Below are 16,967 nucleotides of genomic sequence, written 5' to 3'. Positions count from 1 at the left end.
TCATGGAATCGACATGTATAATAATACCAAAAAAAGTTATAGAAAGATATATAGAAAGAATGATAAAAATCGTGCATATTCATAAGAGTTTCTACTTATTTCGACAAAAGTATTGACTGGAAAAAGTACTATGAGTAAAATGAAAAAGCGAATTAAAAATTTTCAGAAAATTTAAAACTTGGAGGAGCATGCTATGAAGCAAATTTTTCAAAAGAAGCCTATTGCAAAGTTAATGCAAGAGAGTAAACAAAAGGCGTTAGCAAGAACATTGGGCGCACTAGATTTAACGATGCTTGGAATCGGGGCAATTGTTGGAACGGGTATTTTTGTTCTAACGGGCGTGGTAGCAGCGAAACATTCTGGACCAGCTATTATATTATCATTTGCGATAGCCGCGTTAGCATGTGCCTTTGCTGCATTTTGTTATGCTGAATTTGCTTCTTCAGTTCCTGTCTCAGGCAGTGTGTACACGTACACATATGCGACGATGGGAGAAGTATTCGCATTTTTAATTGGATGGGACTTAATGCTTGAGTATTTACTTGCAACCTCTGCTGTGGCAAATGGTTGGTCCGCGTACTTCCAATCTTTATTAAAGGGATTTGGAATTCATATTCCTACCATTCTTTCCTCAGCCCCTGGTACAGGAAAGGGTGGAATAATTGATTTGCCAGCAGTTCTAATTATTTTAGTGATGACGGTTCTTTTATCTAGAGGTGTTCGTGAAAGTGCACGTGTAAATAATATTATGGTATTTATTAAACTAGCGGTTGTTCTTATTTTTATATTTGCTGGTTTTAATTATGTGAAACCTGAAAACTGGACGCCTTTTATGCCATTTGGCTTAGATGGTGTAATGGCTGGAGCTGCTACAGTGTTCTTTGCATTTATAGGGTTTGATGCAGTTTCAACGGCAGCAGAAGAAGTGAAACGTCCACAACGTGATTTACCAATTGGTATTATTGCATCTTTATTAATTTGTACGGCTCTTTATATTATCGTTTCGCTTATTTTGACAGGAATTGTTCCATACGGGCAGTTGAATATATCAGATCCAGTCGCTTTTGCACTTCAATTTATTGGACAAGATAGTTTAGCGGGAGTAATTTCAGTAGGCGCAATTACCGGAATCACAACAGTAATGTTAGTTATGATGTATGGGCAAGTACGAGTTTCATATGCAATGAGTAGAGATGGATTGTTGCCGAAACGTCTTGCTAAAGTTCACCCGAAATTTAAAACACCGTTTTTAAATACGTGGACAACGGGAATTATTGCAGCACTTATTTCAGGATTAATAGATTTAAATGTGTTAGCGCATCTTGTAAATATGGGGACTTTATCAGCCTTTGCACTTGTAGCTGTTGCTGTTATTGTAATGAGAAGAACGCATCCTGATTTACCAAGAGCATTTAAGGCGCCGCTTGTACCATTTTTACCAGCGTTAACGGTAATTTTTTGTTTATACTTAATGCTTCAATTATCTGGAACGGCTTGGATTAGTTTTGGCGTATGGATGGTTATTGGTATTGCGGTTTACTTTTTATATAGCCGAAAACATAGTGCTTTAAATAATAGTAAAGACGAAGATGATGTAGCAAATTTATAAGTAGGAAAATCCATTCTAATTCTGTTGGAATGGATTTTTTTATTTGAAAATTTACATTTTTCTGAATCTATTATAAGATAATTGTTGGTGAACTAAAGGGGTGAAATGATGAAGAATACGTGGCGTGAATTAAGGGAGATGGACCGTAACGTATGGATTCGGTTTATTGGTGAGACGTTAAATGGAATTGCAATGATGATGTTGATGCCTTTCTTTGCATTATATTTAAAAGATAAGGTAGATTCATTATTACAGGTTGGAGTTATTATGGCGCTTTCTCCAATTGCTGCGAGTTTTGGATCCATTATAGGGGGAAGAATCGCTGATATATATGGAAGAAAGCCGATTATGATATTTTCGATGGTGAGTAATGCATTATTAATGCTCGGTTTTTTATTTATAGAAGGATTTATTCCGTATGCGATTTTATCAATTTTTTTAGGGTTAAGCAATTCGCTATTTCATCCAGCTGCATCAGCGATGGTTGCGGATGTAACAGCGCCAGAAAAAAGAACAGAAGCATATGGTTTGTTGCGGATGGGGCATAATATAGGTGCTGCAATTGGCCCGATAATGGGAGCTTCAGTAGTTATGTTGTCGAAGAACCTTGTGTTTATTATTGCCTCGTCTACGATGTTATTCTATGCATTACTTGTATTCGTTCTTATTCAAGAGACAATGCCAAAGATTGAGAATAAGGAAGAGGATAACGAAAAGGAATCAGGAGTGGTGTGGAAAATTGTATTGCGAGATAAGGCACTCATGATTTATTTATTAGCAGGTATCATTATTTCGATGGGATTTTCTCAAACAGAAGGTATGTTGCCATTGCACTTTGATAATGAAATGAAAGATATTTTTGGAACTAACAATCCATACCCATATTTAATGGCGTTAAACGGACTATTAGTTGTGTTGTTCCAATTTCAAATTTCAAAATGGGCCACAGATAAACCTGTCGGAAAGACGATGTTATATGGTGCATGTTTGTTCGGGATAGGTTTGTTTTTTATAGGTTGGTTACCGAAGTGGTTTGGAGGATTAGATACGAATGCTACAATTATTTTAATAACGTTACTGTTTGTGTATGCCATATATACATTAGGCGAGATGATTATGTCGCCTGTACAGATGACGTTTGTAGCGAATTTGGCCCCTGAGCATTTAAGAGGGACTTATATGGGGGCTGCAAGTTTGCAGTGGATTACAGGAAATGCATTTGGTCCACTTCTTGGGGGGTTTTTATTAGATCGATTACTTGGTCACTTCCTATTTACAATTTTGGCTATAGGATGTGTAGTTGCAGGTGTTGTATATATTTCTTTAGATCGTCTCGTTGAACAAAGGCAAAAAGGCACACTAACCAAACAATCTTCTTAATAATTAGATGACATACACAAAACAGGGATTTCTACATATTTTAGGTACATAACTAGATTGGTTTACAATTTTATCCCACTTTAATGGGCAGTAAGACCCCCACCTCAAAATGCAGCGAAAGCAAAGAAGTTAGGTAGGGGGCGGGCTGCACATTAAAGTCCGATTGGTGAGGGCTGATTAAAGTTTCACTTTATATATGTATGAAGAAAGTTAAGTGGAAAAAGTATAGAAAACCAATAAGTGGTGTCATTTAATTATTTGTGGAAGTTGCATTTTATTTCAAATAGGAACTACCTATTTTTATAAAAAGTGCTAAAATAGAAAAATGAAAACAATTGGTTAGGGTGATTTCAGTGACAAAAATTAAATTAGGTTTATTATATGGTGGAAAATCAGCTGAGCATCAAGTTTCGCTACAAACGGCTCTTGCTGCTATTAAAGCATTAAATCAAGATAAATTCGAGATTCATCCAATTTATATTACAGAACAAGGTCAATGGGTACGCGGTGAGCGTATTGAAGGTGAAGTAACAGATGTTGAAGTTCTAAAAATGAGCGGTGCAGAAAATGCGATTTCTCCGCTATCATTAAGCACAGAAATCATTCCATCTGCAAATGCTGAGGAAAATGCTATCGACGTTATTTTCCCATTACTACATGGACCAAATGGTGAAGATGGAACGGTACAAGGATTATTAGAATTAATGAATATTCCTTATGTAGGAAATGGTGTTCTAGCATCTGCTGCTGGTATGGATAAAGTTGTTATGAAAAACATCTTTGCAGAAGCTGGATTGAAACAAGCAAAATATGCATCATTTATTCGTAGTGCATGGGAAAAAGATCGTGAAACAGCATATGAAAAAGTAGAAGAAGTATTAGGTTACCCTTGCTTCGTAAAACCAGCAAACCTTGGTTCAAGTGTTGGGATTAATAAGTGTAAAAATCGTGAAGAACTTGAGAATGCATTTGAAGAGGCATTCCAATTTGACCGTAAAATTATTGTGGAAGAAAATATCGTTGGACGTGAAGTAGAAGTTGGTGTACTAGGTAATGATGAACCGAAATGTTCAGTTGTAGGTGAAATCGTACCTAAAAAAGACTTCTATGATTATAAGTCGAAATACATCGATGGTGATACAGCGTTAATTATTCCAGCTGAAATGACAGAAGAAGAGTCTAATGTTATTAAGCGAGATGCGATTGTTGCATTCCAATCGTTAGATGGTGCTGGCTTAACGCGAGCTGATTTCTTCTTAACGAAAGATGGAGAAGTATACATTAACGAAGTGAATACGATGCCAGGATTTACGCCGTTTAGTATGTTCCCTCTACTATGGCAACATACTGGATTACCGTATCCGGAATTAATTGAAGAGCTAATTCGTTTAGCAATGGAGCGTCACGAAGAAAAACAAAAAATTAAATATACAATCTAACAAAAAAAGGAGGAGGCACTATTCGAAGGAATAGTGCTTCCTCTATGTAAGGAGTGTTTTTATGATAAATCGAACGTTAAAACAAGTAGAACAAATGACAAATGGTACGGGATTAGCAGAGCAGTATGAGGGAATTACTATACAAGGAGTGTCTATTGATACGAGAAAAATCGAAAAAGGAAACTTATATGTTCCGATTCAAGGTGAACGTTTCGATGGACATGCTTTTGTAGATAAAGCTGTTGAAAATGGAGCTGTGGCGACATTATGGATGAAAGATGTAGCAAATCCACCTGAGAATCTTCCGGTTATTTTTGTAGAAGACACGCTATCAGCATTACAAATGTTAGCAAAAAACTATCGCGACCAATTGGATGTTAAAGTGATTGGTGTGACAGGTAGTAACGGTAAAACATCTACAAAAGATATTGTAACAAGTCTTCTTGCGACTAAATTCAAAGTTCAAAAAACAGAAGGAAACTTCAATAATCATATCGGGCTACCTCTTACTATTTTAAACTTAGAAGAAAATACAGAAGTAGCTGTATTAGAAATGGGAATGTCAAGCCGTGGGGAAATTGAATTCTTATCTAAGTTAGCTCGTCCAAATGCAGCTATCATTACGAACATTGGTGAAGCACATTTAATGGACTTAGGCTCTCGCGAGGCAATTGCTGAAGCAAAATTAGAAATTGTGACAGGATTACAAGAAGGTGGAGTGTTCGTATATAACGGAGATGAGCCATTATTAACGAATCGTGTTCCTGAAATGAATTTAATAGCTGAAACAGTTACGTTTGGTGATGCTAGAGCAAATGATTACTATCCAACGACTGTAACGTTACAAGCAACTGGGACACACTTTAAAATGAATAGAGAAGAAAACATTTCATTCTATCTACCGGTATTAGGGAAACACAATGTGTATAATACGCTTGCTTCTATGGCAATTGCGAAACATTTTGGTGTAACGTGGGAAGAGATGAAAGAAGGTTTAGTAACACTTCAAATGACAGGCATGCGTATGGAAATTGTAAAAACAAATAGTGGATTAACAATTATCAACGATGCTTATAATGCAAGTCCAACAGCTATGGAAGCAGCATTCCACCTAATGAATGGTTTAGATGGATTCTCTAAAAAAATTGTTGTTCTCGGCGATATGTTAGAGCTTGGAGATCAAGAAGTACAGTTTCATTATGAGGTAGGTAAATTAATCGATCCAGCAAAAATCTCCTATGTGTTCACATATGGTAAATTAGGGGCTCAAATTGCTGAAGGAGCGAAAATTAATTTCCCTAACGAACGTGTAAAGGCTTATGATAATAAAGAAGAGTTAGTAAAAGAGTTGCAAGCAGTAGTCGATGCAAAAGATGTTGTATTAATAAAAGCATCTCGCGGTATGAAATTGGAAGAAGTAATTACGATGTTGAAATAATTGGTGTATATAAATAGGGACGATAGCAACGAAAAAAGAAGAAACTTATAATAAGCGCTTACAGTAAATATAAAAAAATAAAAGTGAAGAAAAAACCTCTGAATATGAAAATAAGGTAACAGTTGGGTTTGCTTTTTACACATACAAAACTTATAATTGATAAAGTGTAATAACGTTTAGAAGTATTTTCGTGAAGAATATACGCCCGTTTATATACGTGAGCATTCAGGAAAAGGGCTTTTCCGCAAATTCGGAAAACGCCTTTTTTTAAATGATAAGTATAGGATAGAAAAGGAGAAGTAACATTGACAACATTTCGAGAATTAGGATTAAGTGATTCTTTACTGCAATCTGTTGAAAGTATGGGCTTTGAAGAGGCTACGCCAATTCAAGCTGAAACAATTCCACATGCATTGCAAGGTAAGGATATTATTGGGCAAGCACAAACAGGTACAGGGAAAACAGCAGCATTCGGATTACCACTATTAGATAAAGTGGATACACATAAAGAATCGGTTCAAGGTATTGTTATCGCGCCAACGCGTGAATTAGCAATTCAAGTTGGAGAAGAGCTATACAAAATTGGTAAACATAAACGCGTTCGTATCTTACCAATTTACGGTGGTCAAGATATTAACCGCCAAATTCGTGCTCTAAAAAAACACCCACACATTATTGTTGGTACGCCGGGTCGTATTTTAGATCATATTAACCGTAAAACACTTCGCTTACAAAACGTAGAGACAGTTGTTCTTGACGAAGCGGATGAAATGTTAAACATGGGCTTCATTGAAGATATTGAAGCAATTTTAACAGATGTGCCAGAAACACACCAAACATTACTATTCTCAGCGACAATGCCGGATCCAATCCGTCGTATTGCTGAGCGTTTCATGACTGAGCCTCAACACATTAAAGTAAAAGCAAAAGAAGTAACAATGCCAAACATTCAGCAGTTCTATTTAGAAGTGCAAGAAAAGAAAAAGTTTGATGTATTGACACGCTTATTAGACATTCAATCTCCAGAGCTTGCGATTGTATTCGGTCGTACAAAGCGTCGTGTTGATGAATTATCAGAAGCATTAAATTTACGTGGTTATGCTGCCGAAGGTATCCATGGTGATTTAACTCAGGCGAAACGTATGTCTGTATTACGTAAGTTCAAAGAAGGTTCTATTGAAGTTCTTGTTGCAACAGACGTTGCTGCACGTGGTCTTGATATTTCAGGTGTAACACACGTATACAACTTCGATATTCCACAAGATCCAGAATCATACGTTCACCGTATTGGCCGTACTGGTCGTGCAGGTAAAAAAGGTATTGCAATGCTATTTGTAACACCACGTGAATCTGGACAATTAAAAAATATCGAGCGTACAACAAAACGTAAAATGGACCGCATGGATGCACCAACACTTGACGAGGCACTAGAAGGTCAACAACGTTTAATCGCTGAAAAACTTCAAAACACAATTGAAAATGAAAACTTAGCATACTACAAGCGTATTGCGGAAGAAATGTTAGAAGAGAACGACTCCGTAACAGTAGTAGCTGCTGCTTTAAAAATGATGACAAAAGAGCCAGATACAACTCCAATCGCTTTAACATCAGAACCACCAGTTGTTGCAAGAGGTGGCGGTTCTAAAAAACGCGGCGGTAACGGAGGCGGATACCGTGATGGTAACCGTAATCGTAGTCGTGATGGACGCGGTGGCGATGGTCGTAACCGTGACCGCAATCGTGATGGTCGTAATCGTGACGGTAACCGTGATCGCAATCGTGATGGCGGCAACCGTGGTCGTCGTGGAGAAGGTCAAGGTCGCCCAGGATCTTCAAACGGACGCGGCGAAAGAAAACATCATAGCCGTAAGCCACAAGCTTAATAGTAAAAAAGAGAATGCCCTTTTCCGGCATTCTCTTTTTTTATTTCTGTAATTGTACATACTACATAATAACTTGTGTAGAAATGAGGTGCTACATGCTTGTAAGACTTGGGTATGTTGCGATGAGTGTACATTTGAAAAACGCATCTCCATCTCAAACGATGACGTACGCGCAGTTTCAAAAAATAGATGATCGGGAAGCGGCGATTCGTAAACTTGAAAGAATTGCTAATTCGAATTTGGAAAATTGCTTAAGGTTATTAAAACATAACAAAGGCCATGATATATCCTTTTTTCGACTTAGTTCCAAGTTGATTCCTTTAGCGAATCATGAGGAGTTGTTAGAGTGGAACTACATTCGTCCCTTAAAAGAAAATTTAAAAGTGTTAGGTGATTACGCTATTCGAATGAATATGCGTATTGATTTTCATCCAGATCATTTTGTTGTACTTAATTCACCCGAGGAGAATATTTTTAAACAATCTGTCAAGACATTACAAATGCATAGAAAATTATTAAAAGGTATGGGAATTGAACATAAGCAACGATGTGTAATGCATGTTGGGGGCGGATATAAAGATAAAGAGCTCGCATTAGAGCGTTTTATAGAGAATTGGTCTAACGTCCCAAGAGGTATTCAGGAAATGATTATGTTAGAAAATGATGATACAACTTTTACGCTCGAGGACACATTATATTTAGGAGAAAAGTTGGACATTCCCGTTGTATTTGATTTACATCATCATATGATGAATCATGATCGAGAAGATTGGCATGAAGATTGGGCGCGTGTTGTACATACGTGGGAATCGTCTTTGTTACCGGTGAAAATGCACATTTCTAGTCCTAGAGAGGGAAAAGACCCAAGGGCACATGCAGACTTTATTAATGTAGATACTTTTTTATCTTTTTTAAAAAAGATAAAAGGAAGTGTTCCGCAAATTGATTGTATGATTGAAGCGAAGATGAAGGATGAGTCTTTATTTCAACTCATGAGAGATTTAAGTGAACAAACAGATGTGGAAATTGTCGATGGTGCGAGCTTTTATATTAAATGAGCTCTGCACCATCGAGTTTTTTTATTAATAGAGGAGTGCAAATACCACCAATGATCAATCCTGTTAAATGGCTGATAGGGTTGGCAGAGGGATTGAAGAAAGTGAATAGTAGTAATATACATATAATAATTGAAAAAATAGCGATGTCTCTTGGATTGGAAGAACGATATCGGCTATACAATAGAAATAACTGTGCGCCTAGCAATCCGAAAATGCCACCAGATGCCCCGGCATGAATATATTCATGAGGCATAATAAGATAAGAGGACATATTTCCGAGAATGCCAGAAAGGAAAAAAATAATGATGAAAGACAAGTGCCCTAGTTGTTTTTCAATACAAGAGCCAAGCACGAATAAACAAATACTATTAAAAAGAAAATGTTGTAAGTCTACATGTACGAGCAGGGAAGTTAGGAGGCGCCACCATTCTCCTTTAGCGATATATTCATTAGAAGCTGCCATAGGAAAGAGGGGGAAATCACCTAATATAATCATGATTAATTGTATGAGAAGTAAAGCAATGGTGATTGGTTGTAAGGAAATGCGGGTGGATGGTATTAGCATATGGTGAGTATCACTCCTTTTGCATCAGAAAGATTCTCTGTTATTCTTACAATATGAAAAAAGAAAGCTAAATAGAAGAAGGGGATTTTGAAATGATTGTAGGGATTGGAATCGATATTATTGAATTGAATCGAATTGAAAAAATGCTAGATGGAAAGCTTAAATTTATGGAACGTATTTTAACTGAAAGTGAACGTAATGTTGCTAAGGGGCTGAAGGGAAGTCGCCTTACAGAGTTTGTAGCTGGAAGATTTGCAGCGAAAGAGGCGTATTCAAAAGCGGTAGGGACTGGTATCGGGAAAGAAGTGAGTTTTTTAGATGTTGAAGTAAGAAATGATGATAGAGGTAAGCCGATTCTTATTACAAGTACAGAGCATATTGTTCATTTATCAATTAGTCATAGTAAGGAATTTGCTGTTGCTCAAGTTGTTTTAGAAAGCTCGTCACGCTAGTCTGCATATTTTATATCTTTGTCTCATATATTTGTGGTAGCGATAAGGAAGGTACATCTTCCATTCATTTATAGGGGCAAAGGGGCTGAAGTGATGAAAAGGCGTCTGTTTTTAGTTCTTGTCGGTTTATTAACCGTTTTTGTGTTGGCCGGTTGTATGGAAAAGAAACAAGATGATGTTGTGAGAGATTTAGAGGCGAAAGTAAAAGGGTTGAAAAGCTATCAAGCTGAAGCGAAATTATCTATTAAAACAGGGAATGAGCCTCAGGAGTATAAGGTAGAAATATGGCATAAGGAACCTTCTTTTTATCGTGTGAATTTGCAGAATGCGAAAAAAGATCAAAGTCAAATTATTTTAAGAAATGAAGAAGGTGTATTTGTATTAACGCCAGCGCTTAATAAGAGTTTCCGTTTCCAAAGTGATTGGCCGCAAAATAGTAGCCAGGCTTATTTATACGAATCCCTTGTGAGGGATATTTTGCAGGATAAGAAAAACCTTACTTTTGAAAAAACAGATAAGTATTATATCTTTAAAACAAAAACAAACTATCAGCATCAAAACATGTTGCCGAGACAAGAGATTACATTGAAGAAAAGTGATTTAACACCAGTTTCGGTGAAGTTAATGGATAATGATCAAAATGTTCTTGTGAAAGTAGATTTCTCTAAAGTGAAATTCGACGCGAAATTTGATAAAGGTGCATTTGATACGAAACAAAATATGTCTAGAGCGCAAGTAGATGTTCAAACGACAGCGAAAGAAGACAAACCATTTGCTATTTTGTATCCGCGTGATACGCCGCAAGGCATGACTTTGAAAGATGAAAAAGAGTTGAAGACAGACAGTGGCAAGCGTGCGATACTCACATACACTGGAAGTAAGAAATCCTTTACTTTAATACAAGAAAAGGCAAAAGTTGCAGAGGCTTCGTCAGCGATAAGTGTGAGCGGGGAATTGGTTGATCTTGGCTTTACAATTGGAGCGTTGACGAAAGACTCTTTAACGTGGTCGCATAACGGAGTAGAATATATGCTCGTGTCTAAAGGTTTAGAGCCGAAGGAGCTGTTAATGGTTGCTCGTTCAGTTACAGAGAAGCAAGTGAAGTAAACTTCTTAGACGTGGTGATATATGTGCACCACGTCTTTTCTTAGTTTGAAGGGTGGATTTCATAAAAGAAGCATATAAAAGAATAAGCTTCGCATATCGTGTATAAGGAAGTGTGTTTATGGAAGAAGCGCCATTTTACCGTGACACTTGGGTGGAAGTGGATTTAGATGCCATTTATAACAACGTTACACATATTAAAGAATTTATCCCGAGTGATGTAGAAATTTTTGCCGTTGTTAAAGGGAATGCATATGGGCACGATTATGTACCGGTGGCTAAAACAGCATTAGAAGCGGGGGCGACAAGGTTAGCAGTTGCGTTCTTAGATGAAGCTTTAGTGCTTCGAAGAGCTGGTATTACTGCGCCGATTTTAGTGTTAGGTCCTTCTCCTCCTCGTGATATAAATGTAGCTGCTGAAAATGATGTAGCATTAACTGTTTTTCAAAAGGAATGGGTAGATGAAGCAATCAAACTTTGGGATGGTTCGTCTACGATGAAATACCATATTAATTTCGATAGTGGTATGGGGAGAATTGGAATACGTGAACGTAAAGAATTAAAAGGATTTTTAAAAAGCTTAGAAGGTGCACCATTCTTAGAATTGGAAGGAGTTTATACACATTTTGCAACGGCAGATGAGGTGGAGACTTCTTACTTTGATAAGCAATATAACACATTTTTGGAGCAGTTAAGTTGGTTGAAAGAATTCGGAGTGGATCCTAAGTTTGTTCATACAGCTAATAGTGCTGCAACGCTACGTTTTCAAGGGATTACATTTAATGCAGTACGAATTGGTATTGCGATGTATGGGTTATCTCCATCTGTAGAAATACGCCCTTTTTTACCGTTTAAATTAGAACCAGCGCTATCATTGCATACGAAAGTTGCTCATATTAAACAGGTGATTAAAGGGGATGGAATTAGTTATAACGTCACTTATCGAACGAAGACGGAAGAATGGATTGCGACCGTTGCAATTGGTTATGCAGATGGCTGGCTTAGAAGATTACAAGGATTTGAAGTGCTTGTAAATGGTAAAAGAGTACCGATTGTAGGGCGAGTAACAATGGATCAATTCATGATTCACCTTCCTTGTAAAGTGCCTCTTGGTACGAAAGTTACACTCATTGGAAGGCAAGGAGATGAATATATTAGCGCTACAGAGGTTGCGGAATATTCAGGGACTATTAATTATGAAATTATTACAACGATTAGTTTCCGTGTGCCGAGAATATTTATACGGAACGGTAAAGTTGTGGAAGTAATCAATTATTTGAATGATATATAGAAGGTAGTATGATTTGCTTCTTGTCATGTGAGAGGACTTTTCCTTGGCTAAGAATAAGTTCGTTTTTTGACGAGAGGCTTTTTACTTATCATTACTTTTAACATAATTTAACGTGGAAACTCTTCCGTTTCTTGTTGTAATGAGATAAAAAATAAAAGAATATGAATGTTTTGTTTGTGAATTGGAAAACATAAGCAAGGAATAAGGAAGTCTTTGCAACAGGCTCCATACAATGGTATTATTACAATAGGTGTCATATATATATTTGGGTGTGTAGTTGACGGTGGAGGTGTATTTTTGTGTCCGAATCAAGTGTAACTACTGAAATCGTGGTTCGGTTGCCAAAGCAAATGGTAACGGAATTGGACGGAATTGGAAAACAAGAGAATAAGAATCGCCATGAACTAATTTGCCAGGCAACACAACTGTTATTGCGTCAACATAAGACGAAGAAACGCTACCAACATGAATCAATGCGACGTGGGTACATTGAAATGGGAAAAATTAATCTTGGTATTGCATCTGAAGCTTTCTTAGCAGAGTATGAAGCAGCTCATACAGTAGAACGCTTAGTTAGCGGGGGGTAATATTTTGATTGTAAAACGCGGCGACGTGTATTTTGCAGACCTTTCCCCAGTTGTTGGTTCTGAGCAAGGAGGCGTTCGTCCGGTTCTTGTCATTCAAAATGACATCGGAAATCGTTTTAGTCCAACGGTGATTGTAGCGGCTATTACTGCACAGATTCAAAAAGCGAAATTACCCACTCATGTGGAAATTGATGCGAAAAAGTACGGTTTTGAGAGAGATTCTGTTATTTTACTTGAGCAGATTCGAACAATCGATAAGCAGCGCTTAACGGACAAAATCACTCACTTAGATGAAGTGATGATGATTCGTGTAGATGAAGCGCTACAAATTAGTTTAGGACTAATAGATTTTTAAATCGGCAGTTTAAGTTGCTCTCTTTGAAGGGCAACTTTTTTTATTATAGAGGAGGTTACGGTTGTGTATATGGAAATGGTAGATAATCGACAAGCGTTAATGAAAATGTTAGTGAAGGAATTAGGCTTTACCGAAAAGCAAGTTCGTCATGTTATTCAATTAACAGAAGAAGGTAACACAGTTCCATTTATTGCTCGTTACCGAAAAGAATGGACAGGCTCTTTAGATGAAGTGCAAATTCGTACAATTTTAGAGAGATGGCAATATATGATGCAGCTTGAAGATAGAAAAGAAGAGGTTCTTCGTCTTATTGATGAGAAGGGGAAACTGACAGGAGAATTACGTCAGCAAATTGTGAAAGCTACAAAGTTGCAAGAAGTAGAAGATTTATATCGTCCGTATAAAGAGAAGAGAAGAACGAAAGCAACGATTGCAAAAGAAAAAGGGTTAGAGCCATTAGCTGAATGGTTATTGTTATATACGAAAGAAGATCCGAATCAGAAGGCAATAGAGTTTATAAATGCCGAGAAAGAAGTGCAATCTGCAGAGGAAGCATTGCAAGGTGCTCAAGACATTATTGCAGAAATCGTTTCAGATGAAGCGGCATATCGTAGTTGGATTCGGAATGTTACTTTTCGAAAAGGTGTTATGTCTTCGGCTGTAAAAGATGAAGAGAAAGATGAAAAAAATATATATGAAATGTATTACAGTTATGAAGAACCGTTGCAGAAAGTCGTGCCGCATCGCGTATTAGCGATGAATCGAGGTGAGAAAGAAGATATATTGAGAGTTTCTGTTGTTCCACCAGTAGATGAGATAGTAACTTTCTTATATAAGAAAGTAATTCGTGATAACGATTCAAAAAGTGCACAGTATGTAAAGTTAGCAATTGAGGATGGTTATAAACGATTAATTCAACCCTCTATTGAAAGGGAGATTCGAAAAGAATTAACAGAAACAGCTGAGGAACAAGCGATACATATTTTCTCTGAGAACTTACGTAATTTGTTATTACAACCTCCAATGAAAGGAAAGGTTGTGTTAGCTGTAGACCCTGCATATAGAACGGGTTGTAAATTAGCTATCGTAGACGATACGGGGAAAGTTCTATATATTGATGTTATTTATCCGCATCCACCAGTGCGTAAATATGAAGATGCAAAAGCGAAAGTTCTTTCAATTATAGATAAATATCAAGTTGAAATGATTGCGATTGGGAATGGTACAGCTTCTAGAGAATCGGAAGAATTTATAGTTGATGTATTACAAAATGTGAAACGAGAAGTCTTCTATATTATTGTAAACGAAGCTGGTGCGAGTGTGTATTCGGCTTCTGATTTAGCACGTGAGGAATTCCCGGATTTACAGGTTGAAGAAAGAAGTGCGGTTTCTATTGGTAGACGTCTGCAAGATCCACTTGCTGAACTTGTAAAGATTGATCCGAAATCAGTTGGGGTTGGACAATATCAACATGATGTGTCTCAAAAAAGATTAAATGAATCATTAACGTTTGTAGTAGAGACAGCAGTTAACCAAGTCGGTGTGAATGTAAATACAGCTTCAGTTGCGTTGTTGCAATATGTTTCAGGCTTATCAAAAACTGTTGCGAAAAATATTGTAGCAAAGCGTGAAGAAGAAGGGAAATTTACAAAACGAACAGACTTAAAGAAAATACCGCGTCTAGGTGCGAAGACATATGAACAATGTATAGGTTTCTTACGTATATTAGAAGGGGCAAATCCGTTAGACCGTACAGGTATTCACCCAGAACAATATAAAAATGTTGAATTGTTATTAAAGAGTCTAGGTTTATCAAAAGATGACGTAGGGCAACCGCAATTACAAAAGAGTTTAGAAGAAGTAGAGATTTCTAAGTTGTCGCAAGAAACGGGAGTTGGAGAACCGACATTAGTTGATATTATAGATGCACTCATTAGTCCAGAGCGAGACATGAGGGATGAGTTGCCTAAACCGCTTCTGAAAAAAGGGATTTTGAAATTAGAAGATTTAAAACGTGGTATGGAACTGGAAGGAACAGTTCGTAACGTTGTTGATTTCGGTGCTTTCGTTGATGTAGGTGTGAAACAAGATGGTTTAGTACATATTTCTAAACTAAGCAAACAATACGTGAAGCATCCGTTAGATGTTGTATCTGTCGGACAAATCGTCAAAGTATGGGTAGATGATATTGATACGAAAAAAGGTCGCGTTGCATTATCTATGTTGCCGATTGAATAGTAAGAGAAGAGAGCAGATGAAACTGCTCTTTTTTTATAGGATAAAACGTGTAATGGATTAGGAACTTTGATGTATTTTGCTATAATAAAACCAGCATTCATTTAGTAATTTAATTTGATACCGGTTTTTTTCAAAATATGCGCGTTGCATTTGTTTTTTGAGCCATGTAGGCATAGGAATCCCTCCTTGTTTAATCCTACTCTCATAAATGTAAAGTACTATTGATGAGAGGTTGGTGAGTGGATTTCTATTTTTGCTATGTTTTTAGAAACCACGCTTCTTGAATGAGGATGGGTATATGTACTATTTAATATATGTATAAGAGAGGAGAAAAGTGTAAAAATATTTTTTTGTTTAGGAGGAATGAAAATGGATGAGCAAGAAATACAGCGGCTAGTGGAAGAAGTATCACTACAATATTTCGGAATGCCGTTTTTACATAAAGCAATGTTTAATAGTAGGTTGCGTACAACTGGTGGACGTTATCTGTTGAATACACATAATATTGAACTGAATTATCGATATTATGAAATGTATGGGAAAGAAGAATTAGTTGGGATTGTTAAACATGAACTTTGTCATTATCACTTACATATTGCGGGAAGAGGGTATAAGCATCGGGATAAGGATTTTCGAGAATTATTAAAGGCAGTTGATGCACCACGCTTTTGTAAACGAATGATAAATGAAGAGAAGGGAAAAAAGGTTTATATGTATGAATGTATGGGATGCTCACTTCAATATGTAAGGAAGCATCAAATAAATACAAAAAGATATGTCTGCGGAAAGTGTAAAGGGAAACTAATCTTGATAAAGAAAACATCTTGACAGTGAAAACGCAATCCAGTATATTATAAACATGTCACGTTTGTACAAGATGTTGTGAAAAAACTTCTTGACTTACGATGAGAATTTTTATAAGATACAAATTGTCTTTATTATTCCGCAGTAGCTCAGTGGTAGAGCTATCGGCTGTTAACCGATCGGTCGTAGGTTCGAGTCCTACCTGCGGAGCCATACAGAGAAGTACCCAAGTGGCTCAAGGGGCTCCCCTGCTAAGGGAGTAGATCGCGAACGCGGTGCGAGGGTTCGAATCCCTTCTTCTCTGCCATTCATATTGGCCCGTTGGTCAAGTGGTTAAGACACCGCCCTTTCACGGCGGTAACACGGGTTCGAATCCCGTACGGGTCACCACTTCGGAGGATTAGCTCAGCTGGGAGAGCACCTGCCTTACAAGCAGGGGGTCGGCGGTTCGATCCCGTCATCCTCCACCATAATATTATAATGAAAAGTAAAATGACATTAATGTAAAGATTAAATGGTCCCGTGGTGTAGTGGTTAACATGCCTGCCTGTCACGCAGGAGATCGCCGGTTCGACCCCGGTCGGGACCGCCATTTTAACTTCTGCTAATTGGCAGTTGTTTTTTATTGGTCATTATGGTACAATAACATTTGTCTTTGAAAATAAGATAAGTATTTCGATGGGCTATAGCCAAGCGGTAAGGCAACGGACTTTGACTCCGTCATGCGCTGGTTCGAATCCAGCTAGCCCAGCCATTTACGAGCC

General features: G+C 37.4%; 15 protein-coding genes and 7 tRNA genes (1 of these 22 cut by a window edge). 20 read left to right on the top strand and 2 right to left on the bottom strand.

From position 1 onward, the window contains the following. Positions 1-193: 193 nt before the first annotated feature. The 6 genes from bcaP (at position 194) to uvsE (ending at position 8,807) form a co-directional block, all read left to right on the top strand. The gene (gene bcaP / locus QCI73_RS26365) at positions 194-1,609 is read left to right on the top strand and encodes a branched-chain amino acid transporter BcaP (protein ID WP_353824040.1); all 1,416 of its coding nucleotides are present in this window, start codon (positions 194-196) and stop codon (positions 1,607-1,609) included. A gap of 108 nt (positions 1,610-1,717) precedes the next feature. Beyond that, positions 1,718-2,989, top strand: a complete 1,272-nt coding sequence (locus QCI73_RS26360; RefSeq protein ID WP_353824039.1) for an MDR family MFS transporter — start codon at positions 1,718-1,720, stop codon at positions 2,987-2,989. A 353-nt stretch (positions 2,990-3,342) separates the two neighbouring features. Beyond that, a complete protein-coding gene (locus QCI73_RS26355; RefSeq protein WP_000161443.1) occupies positions 3,343-4,428 on the top strand; it encodes a D-alanine--D-alanine ligase in 1,086 nt (361 codons plus the stop codon). A 61-nt stretch (positions 4,429-4,489) separates the two neighbouring features. Continuing rightward, positions 4,490-5,866, top strand: coding sequence for a UDP-N-acetylmuramoyl-tripeptide--D-alanyl-D-alanine ligase (gene murF / locus QCI73_RS26350; RefSeq protein WP_000610682.1), 1,377 nt, complete (start codon positions 4,490-4,492; stop codon positions 5,864-5,866). A gap of 305 nt (positions 5,867-6,171) precedes the next feature. Next, a complete protein-coding gene (cshA, locus tag QCI73_RS26345; RefSeq protein ID WP_000206582.1) occupies positions 6,172-7,749 on the top strand; it encodes a degradosome RNA helicase CshA in 1,578 nt (525 codons plus the stop codon). Between the two features lie 95 nt (positions 7,750-7,844). After that, entirely contained in the window at positions 7,845-8,807 is a 963-nt protein-coding gene (gene uvsE / locus QCI73_RS26340) for a UV DNA damage repair endonuclease UvsE (RefSeq protein WP_327923339.1), read from the top strand. Here the strand turns inward: uvsE and QCI73_RS26335 are convergent. Then, positions 8,800-9,372, bottom strand: a complete 573-nt coding sequence (locus QCI73_RS26335; protein ID WP_327923338.1) for a rhomboid family intramembrane serine protease — start codon at positions 9,370-9,372, stop codon at positions 8,800-8,802. The two genes, uvsE and QCI73_RS26335, sit on opposite strands and share 8 nt — an antisense overlap. A 92-nt stretch (positions 9,373-9,464) precedes the next feature. Between QCI73_RS26335 and acpS the strand changes: the two genes are divergently transcribed. From acpS to QCI73_RS26305, 6 genes are all read left to right on the top strand, one after another. Continuing rightward, on the top strand, positions 9,465-9,824 hold the full coding sequence (acpS, locus tag QCI73_RS26330) for a holo-ACP synthase (protein WP_353824038.1): 360 nt from the start codon (positions 9,465-9,467) through the stop codon (positions 9,822-9,824). Positions 9,825-9,980: 156 nt separating this feature from the next. After that, entirely contained in the window at positions 9,981-10,931 is a 951-nt protein-coding gene (locus QCI73_RS26325; protein ID WP_025991724.1) for a LolA family protein, read from the top strand. A 118-nt stretch (positions 10,932-11,049) separates the two neighbouring features. Further along, positions 11,050-12,219 (top strand): alanine racemase, encoded by a 1,170-nt coding sequence (gene alr, locus QCI73_RS26320; protein WP_000390601.1) that lies wholly within the window; start codon positions 11,050-11,052, stop codon positions 12,217-12,219. Positions 12,220-12,518: 299 nt separating this feature from the next. After that, entirely contained in the window at positions 12,519-12,806 is a 288-nt protein-coding gene (locus QCI73_RS26315) for an antitoxin EndoAI (protein WP_000004570.1), read from the top strand. Positions 12,807-12,810: 4 nt separating this feature from the next. Beyond that, on the top strand, positions 12,811-13,161 hold the full coding sequence (gene ndoA, locus QCI73_RS26310; RefSeq protein WP_000635963.1) for a type II toxin-antitoxin system endoribonuclease NdoA: 351 nt from the start codon (positions 12,811-12,813) through the stop codon (positions 13,159-13,161). Between the two features lie 69 nt (positions 13,162-13,230). Next, entirely contained in the window at positions 13,231-15,399 is a 2,169-nt protein-coding gene (locus QCI73_RS26305) for a Tex family protein (RefSeq protein WP_353824134.1), read from the top strand. Between the two features lie 57 nt (positions 15,400-15,456). On the opposite strand, the gene cmpA is transcribed toward QCI73_RS26305, so the two are convergent. Beyond that, on the bottom strand, positions 15,457-15,573 hold the full coding sequence (gene cmpA, locus QCI73_RS26300; RefSeq protein ID WP_001143642.1) for a cortex morphogenetic protein CmpA: 117 nt from the start codon (positions 15,571-15,573) through the stop codon (positions 15,457-15,459). A gap of 195 nt (positions 15,574-15,768) precedes the next feature. Here cmpA and QCI73_RS26295 point away from each other — a divergent pair, with 195 nt between their 5' ends. The 8 genes from QCI73_RS26295 to QCI73_RS26260 all read left to right on the top strand — a co-directional run. Next, on the top strand, positions 15,769-16,227 hold the full coding sequence (locus QCI73_RS26295) for a SprT family protein (RefSeq protein ID WP_353824037.1): 459 nt from the start codon (positions 15,769-15,771) through the stop codon (positions 16,225-16,227). Between the two features lie 114 nt (positions 16,228-16,341). Continuing rightward, a tRNA-Asn gene (locus QCI73_RS26290) sits at positions 16,342-16,416 on the top strand. 3 nt (positions 16,417-16,419) lie between these two features. Further along, a tRNA-Ser gene (locus QCI73_RS26285) sits at positions 16,420-16,510 on the top strand. Positions 16,511-16,518: 8 nt separating this feature from the next. After that, positions 16,519-16,593 (top strand) — tRNA-Glu (locus QCI73_RS26280). A 4-nt stretch (positions 16,594-16,597) separates the two neighbouring features. After that, a tRNA-Val gene (locus QCI73_RS26275) sits at positions 16,598-16,673 on the top strand. A gap of 46 nt (positions 16,674-16,719) precedes the next feature. Next, a tRNA-Asp gene (locus tag QCI73_RS26270) sits at positions 16,720-16,795 on the top strand. Positions 16,796-16,882: 87 nt separating this feature from the next. Then, a tRNA-Gln gene (locus QCI73_RS26265) sits at positions 16,883-16,957 on the top strand. A gap of 5 nt (positions 16,958-16,962) precedes the next feature. Beyond that, positions 16,963-16,967, top strand: a tRNA-Lys gene (locus QCI73_RS26260) (it continues 68 nt past the right edge of the window).

It is taken from the genome of Bacillus cereus group sp. MG16, from assembly GCF_040459875.1.
Taxonomy (GTDB): Bacteria; Bacillota; Bacilli; order Bacillales; family Bacillaceae_G; genus Bacillus_A; species Bacillus_A paranthracis.
Note: the sequence above shows the minus strand (reverse complement) of the source record. Positions and strands in the feature narration are given on the sequence as shown.

Coding starts and splice junctions, on each gene's coding strand:
- bcaP (WP_353824040.1), top strand. CDS start 194: ATGAAGCAAATTTTTCAAAAGAAGCCTATTGCAAAGTTAATGCAAGAG.
- QCI73_RS26360 (WP_353824039.1), top strand. CDS start 1,718: ATGAAGAATACGTGGCGTGAATTAAGGGAGATGGACCGTAACGTATGG.
- murF (WP_000610682.1), top strand. CDS start 4,490: ATGATAAATCGAACGTTAAAACAAGTAGAACAAATGACAAATGGTACG.
- uvsE (WP_327923339.1), top strand. CDS start 7,845: ATGCTTGTAAGACTTGGGTATGTTGCGATGAGTGTACATTTGAAAAAC.
- QCI73_RS26335 (WP_327923338.1), bottom strand. CDS start 9,372: ATGCTAATACCATCCACCCGCATTTCCTTACAACCAATCACCATTGCT.
- acpS (WP_353824038.1), top strand. CDS start 9,465: ATGATTGTAGGGATTGGAATCGATATTATTGAATTGAATCGAATTGAA.
- QCI73_RS26325 (WP_025991724.1), top strand. CDS start 9,981: ATGGAAAAGAAACAAGATGATGTTGTGAGAGATTTAGAGGCGAAAGTA.
- alr (WP_000390601.1), top strand. CDS start 11,050: ATGGAAGAAGCGCCATTTTACCGTGACACTTGGGTGGAAGTGGATTTA.
- QCI73_RS26305 (WP_353824134.1), top strand. CDS start 13,231: ATGGAAATGGTAGATAATCGACAAGCGTTAATGAAAATGTTAGTGAAG.
- cmpA (WP_001143642.1), bottom strand. CDS start 15,573: ATGCCTACATGGCTCAAAAAACAAATGCAACGCGCATATTTTGAAAAA.
- QCI73_RS26295 (WP_353824037.1), top strand. CDS start 15,769: ATGGATGAGCAAGAAATACAGCGGCTAGTGGAAGAAGTATCACTACAA.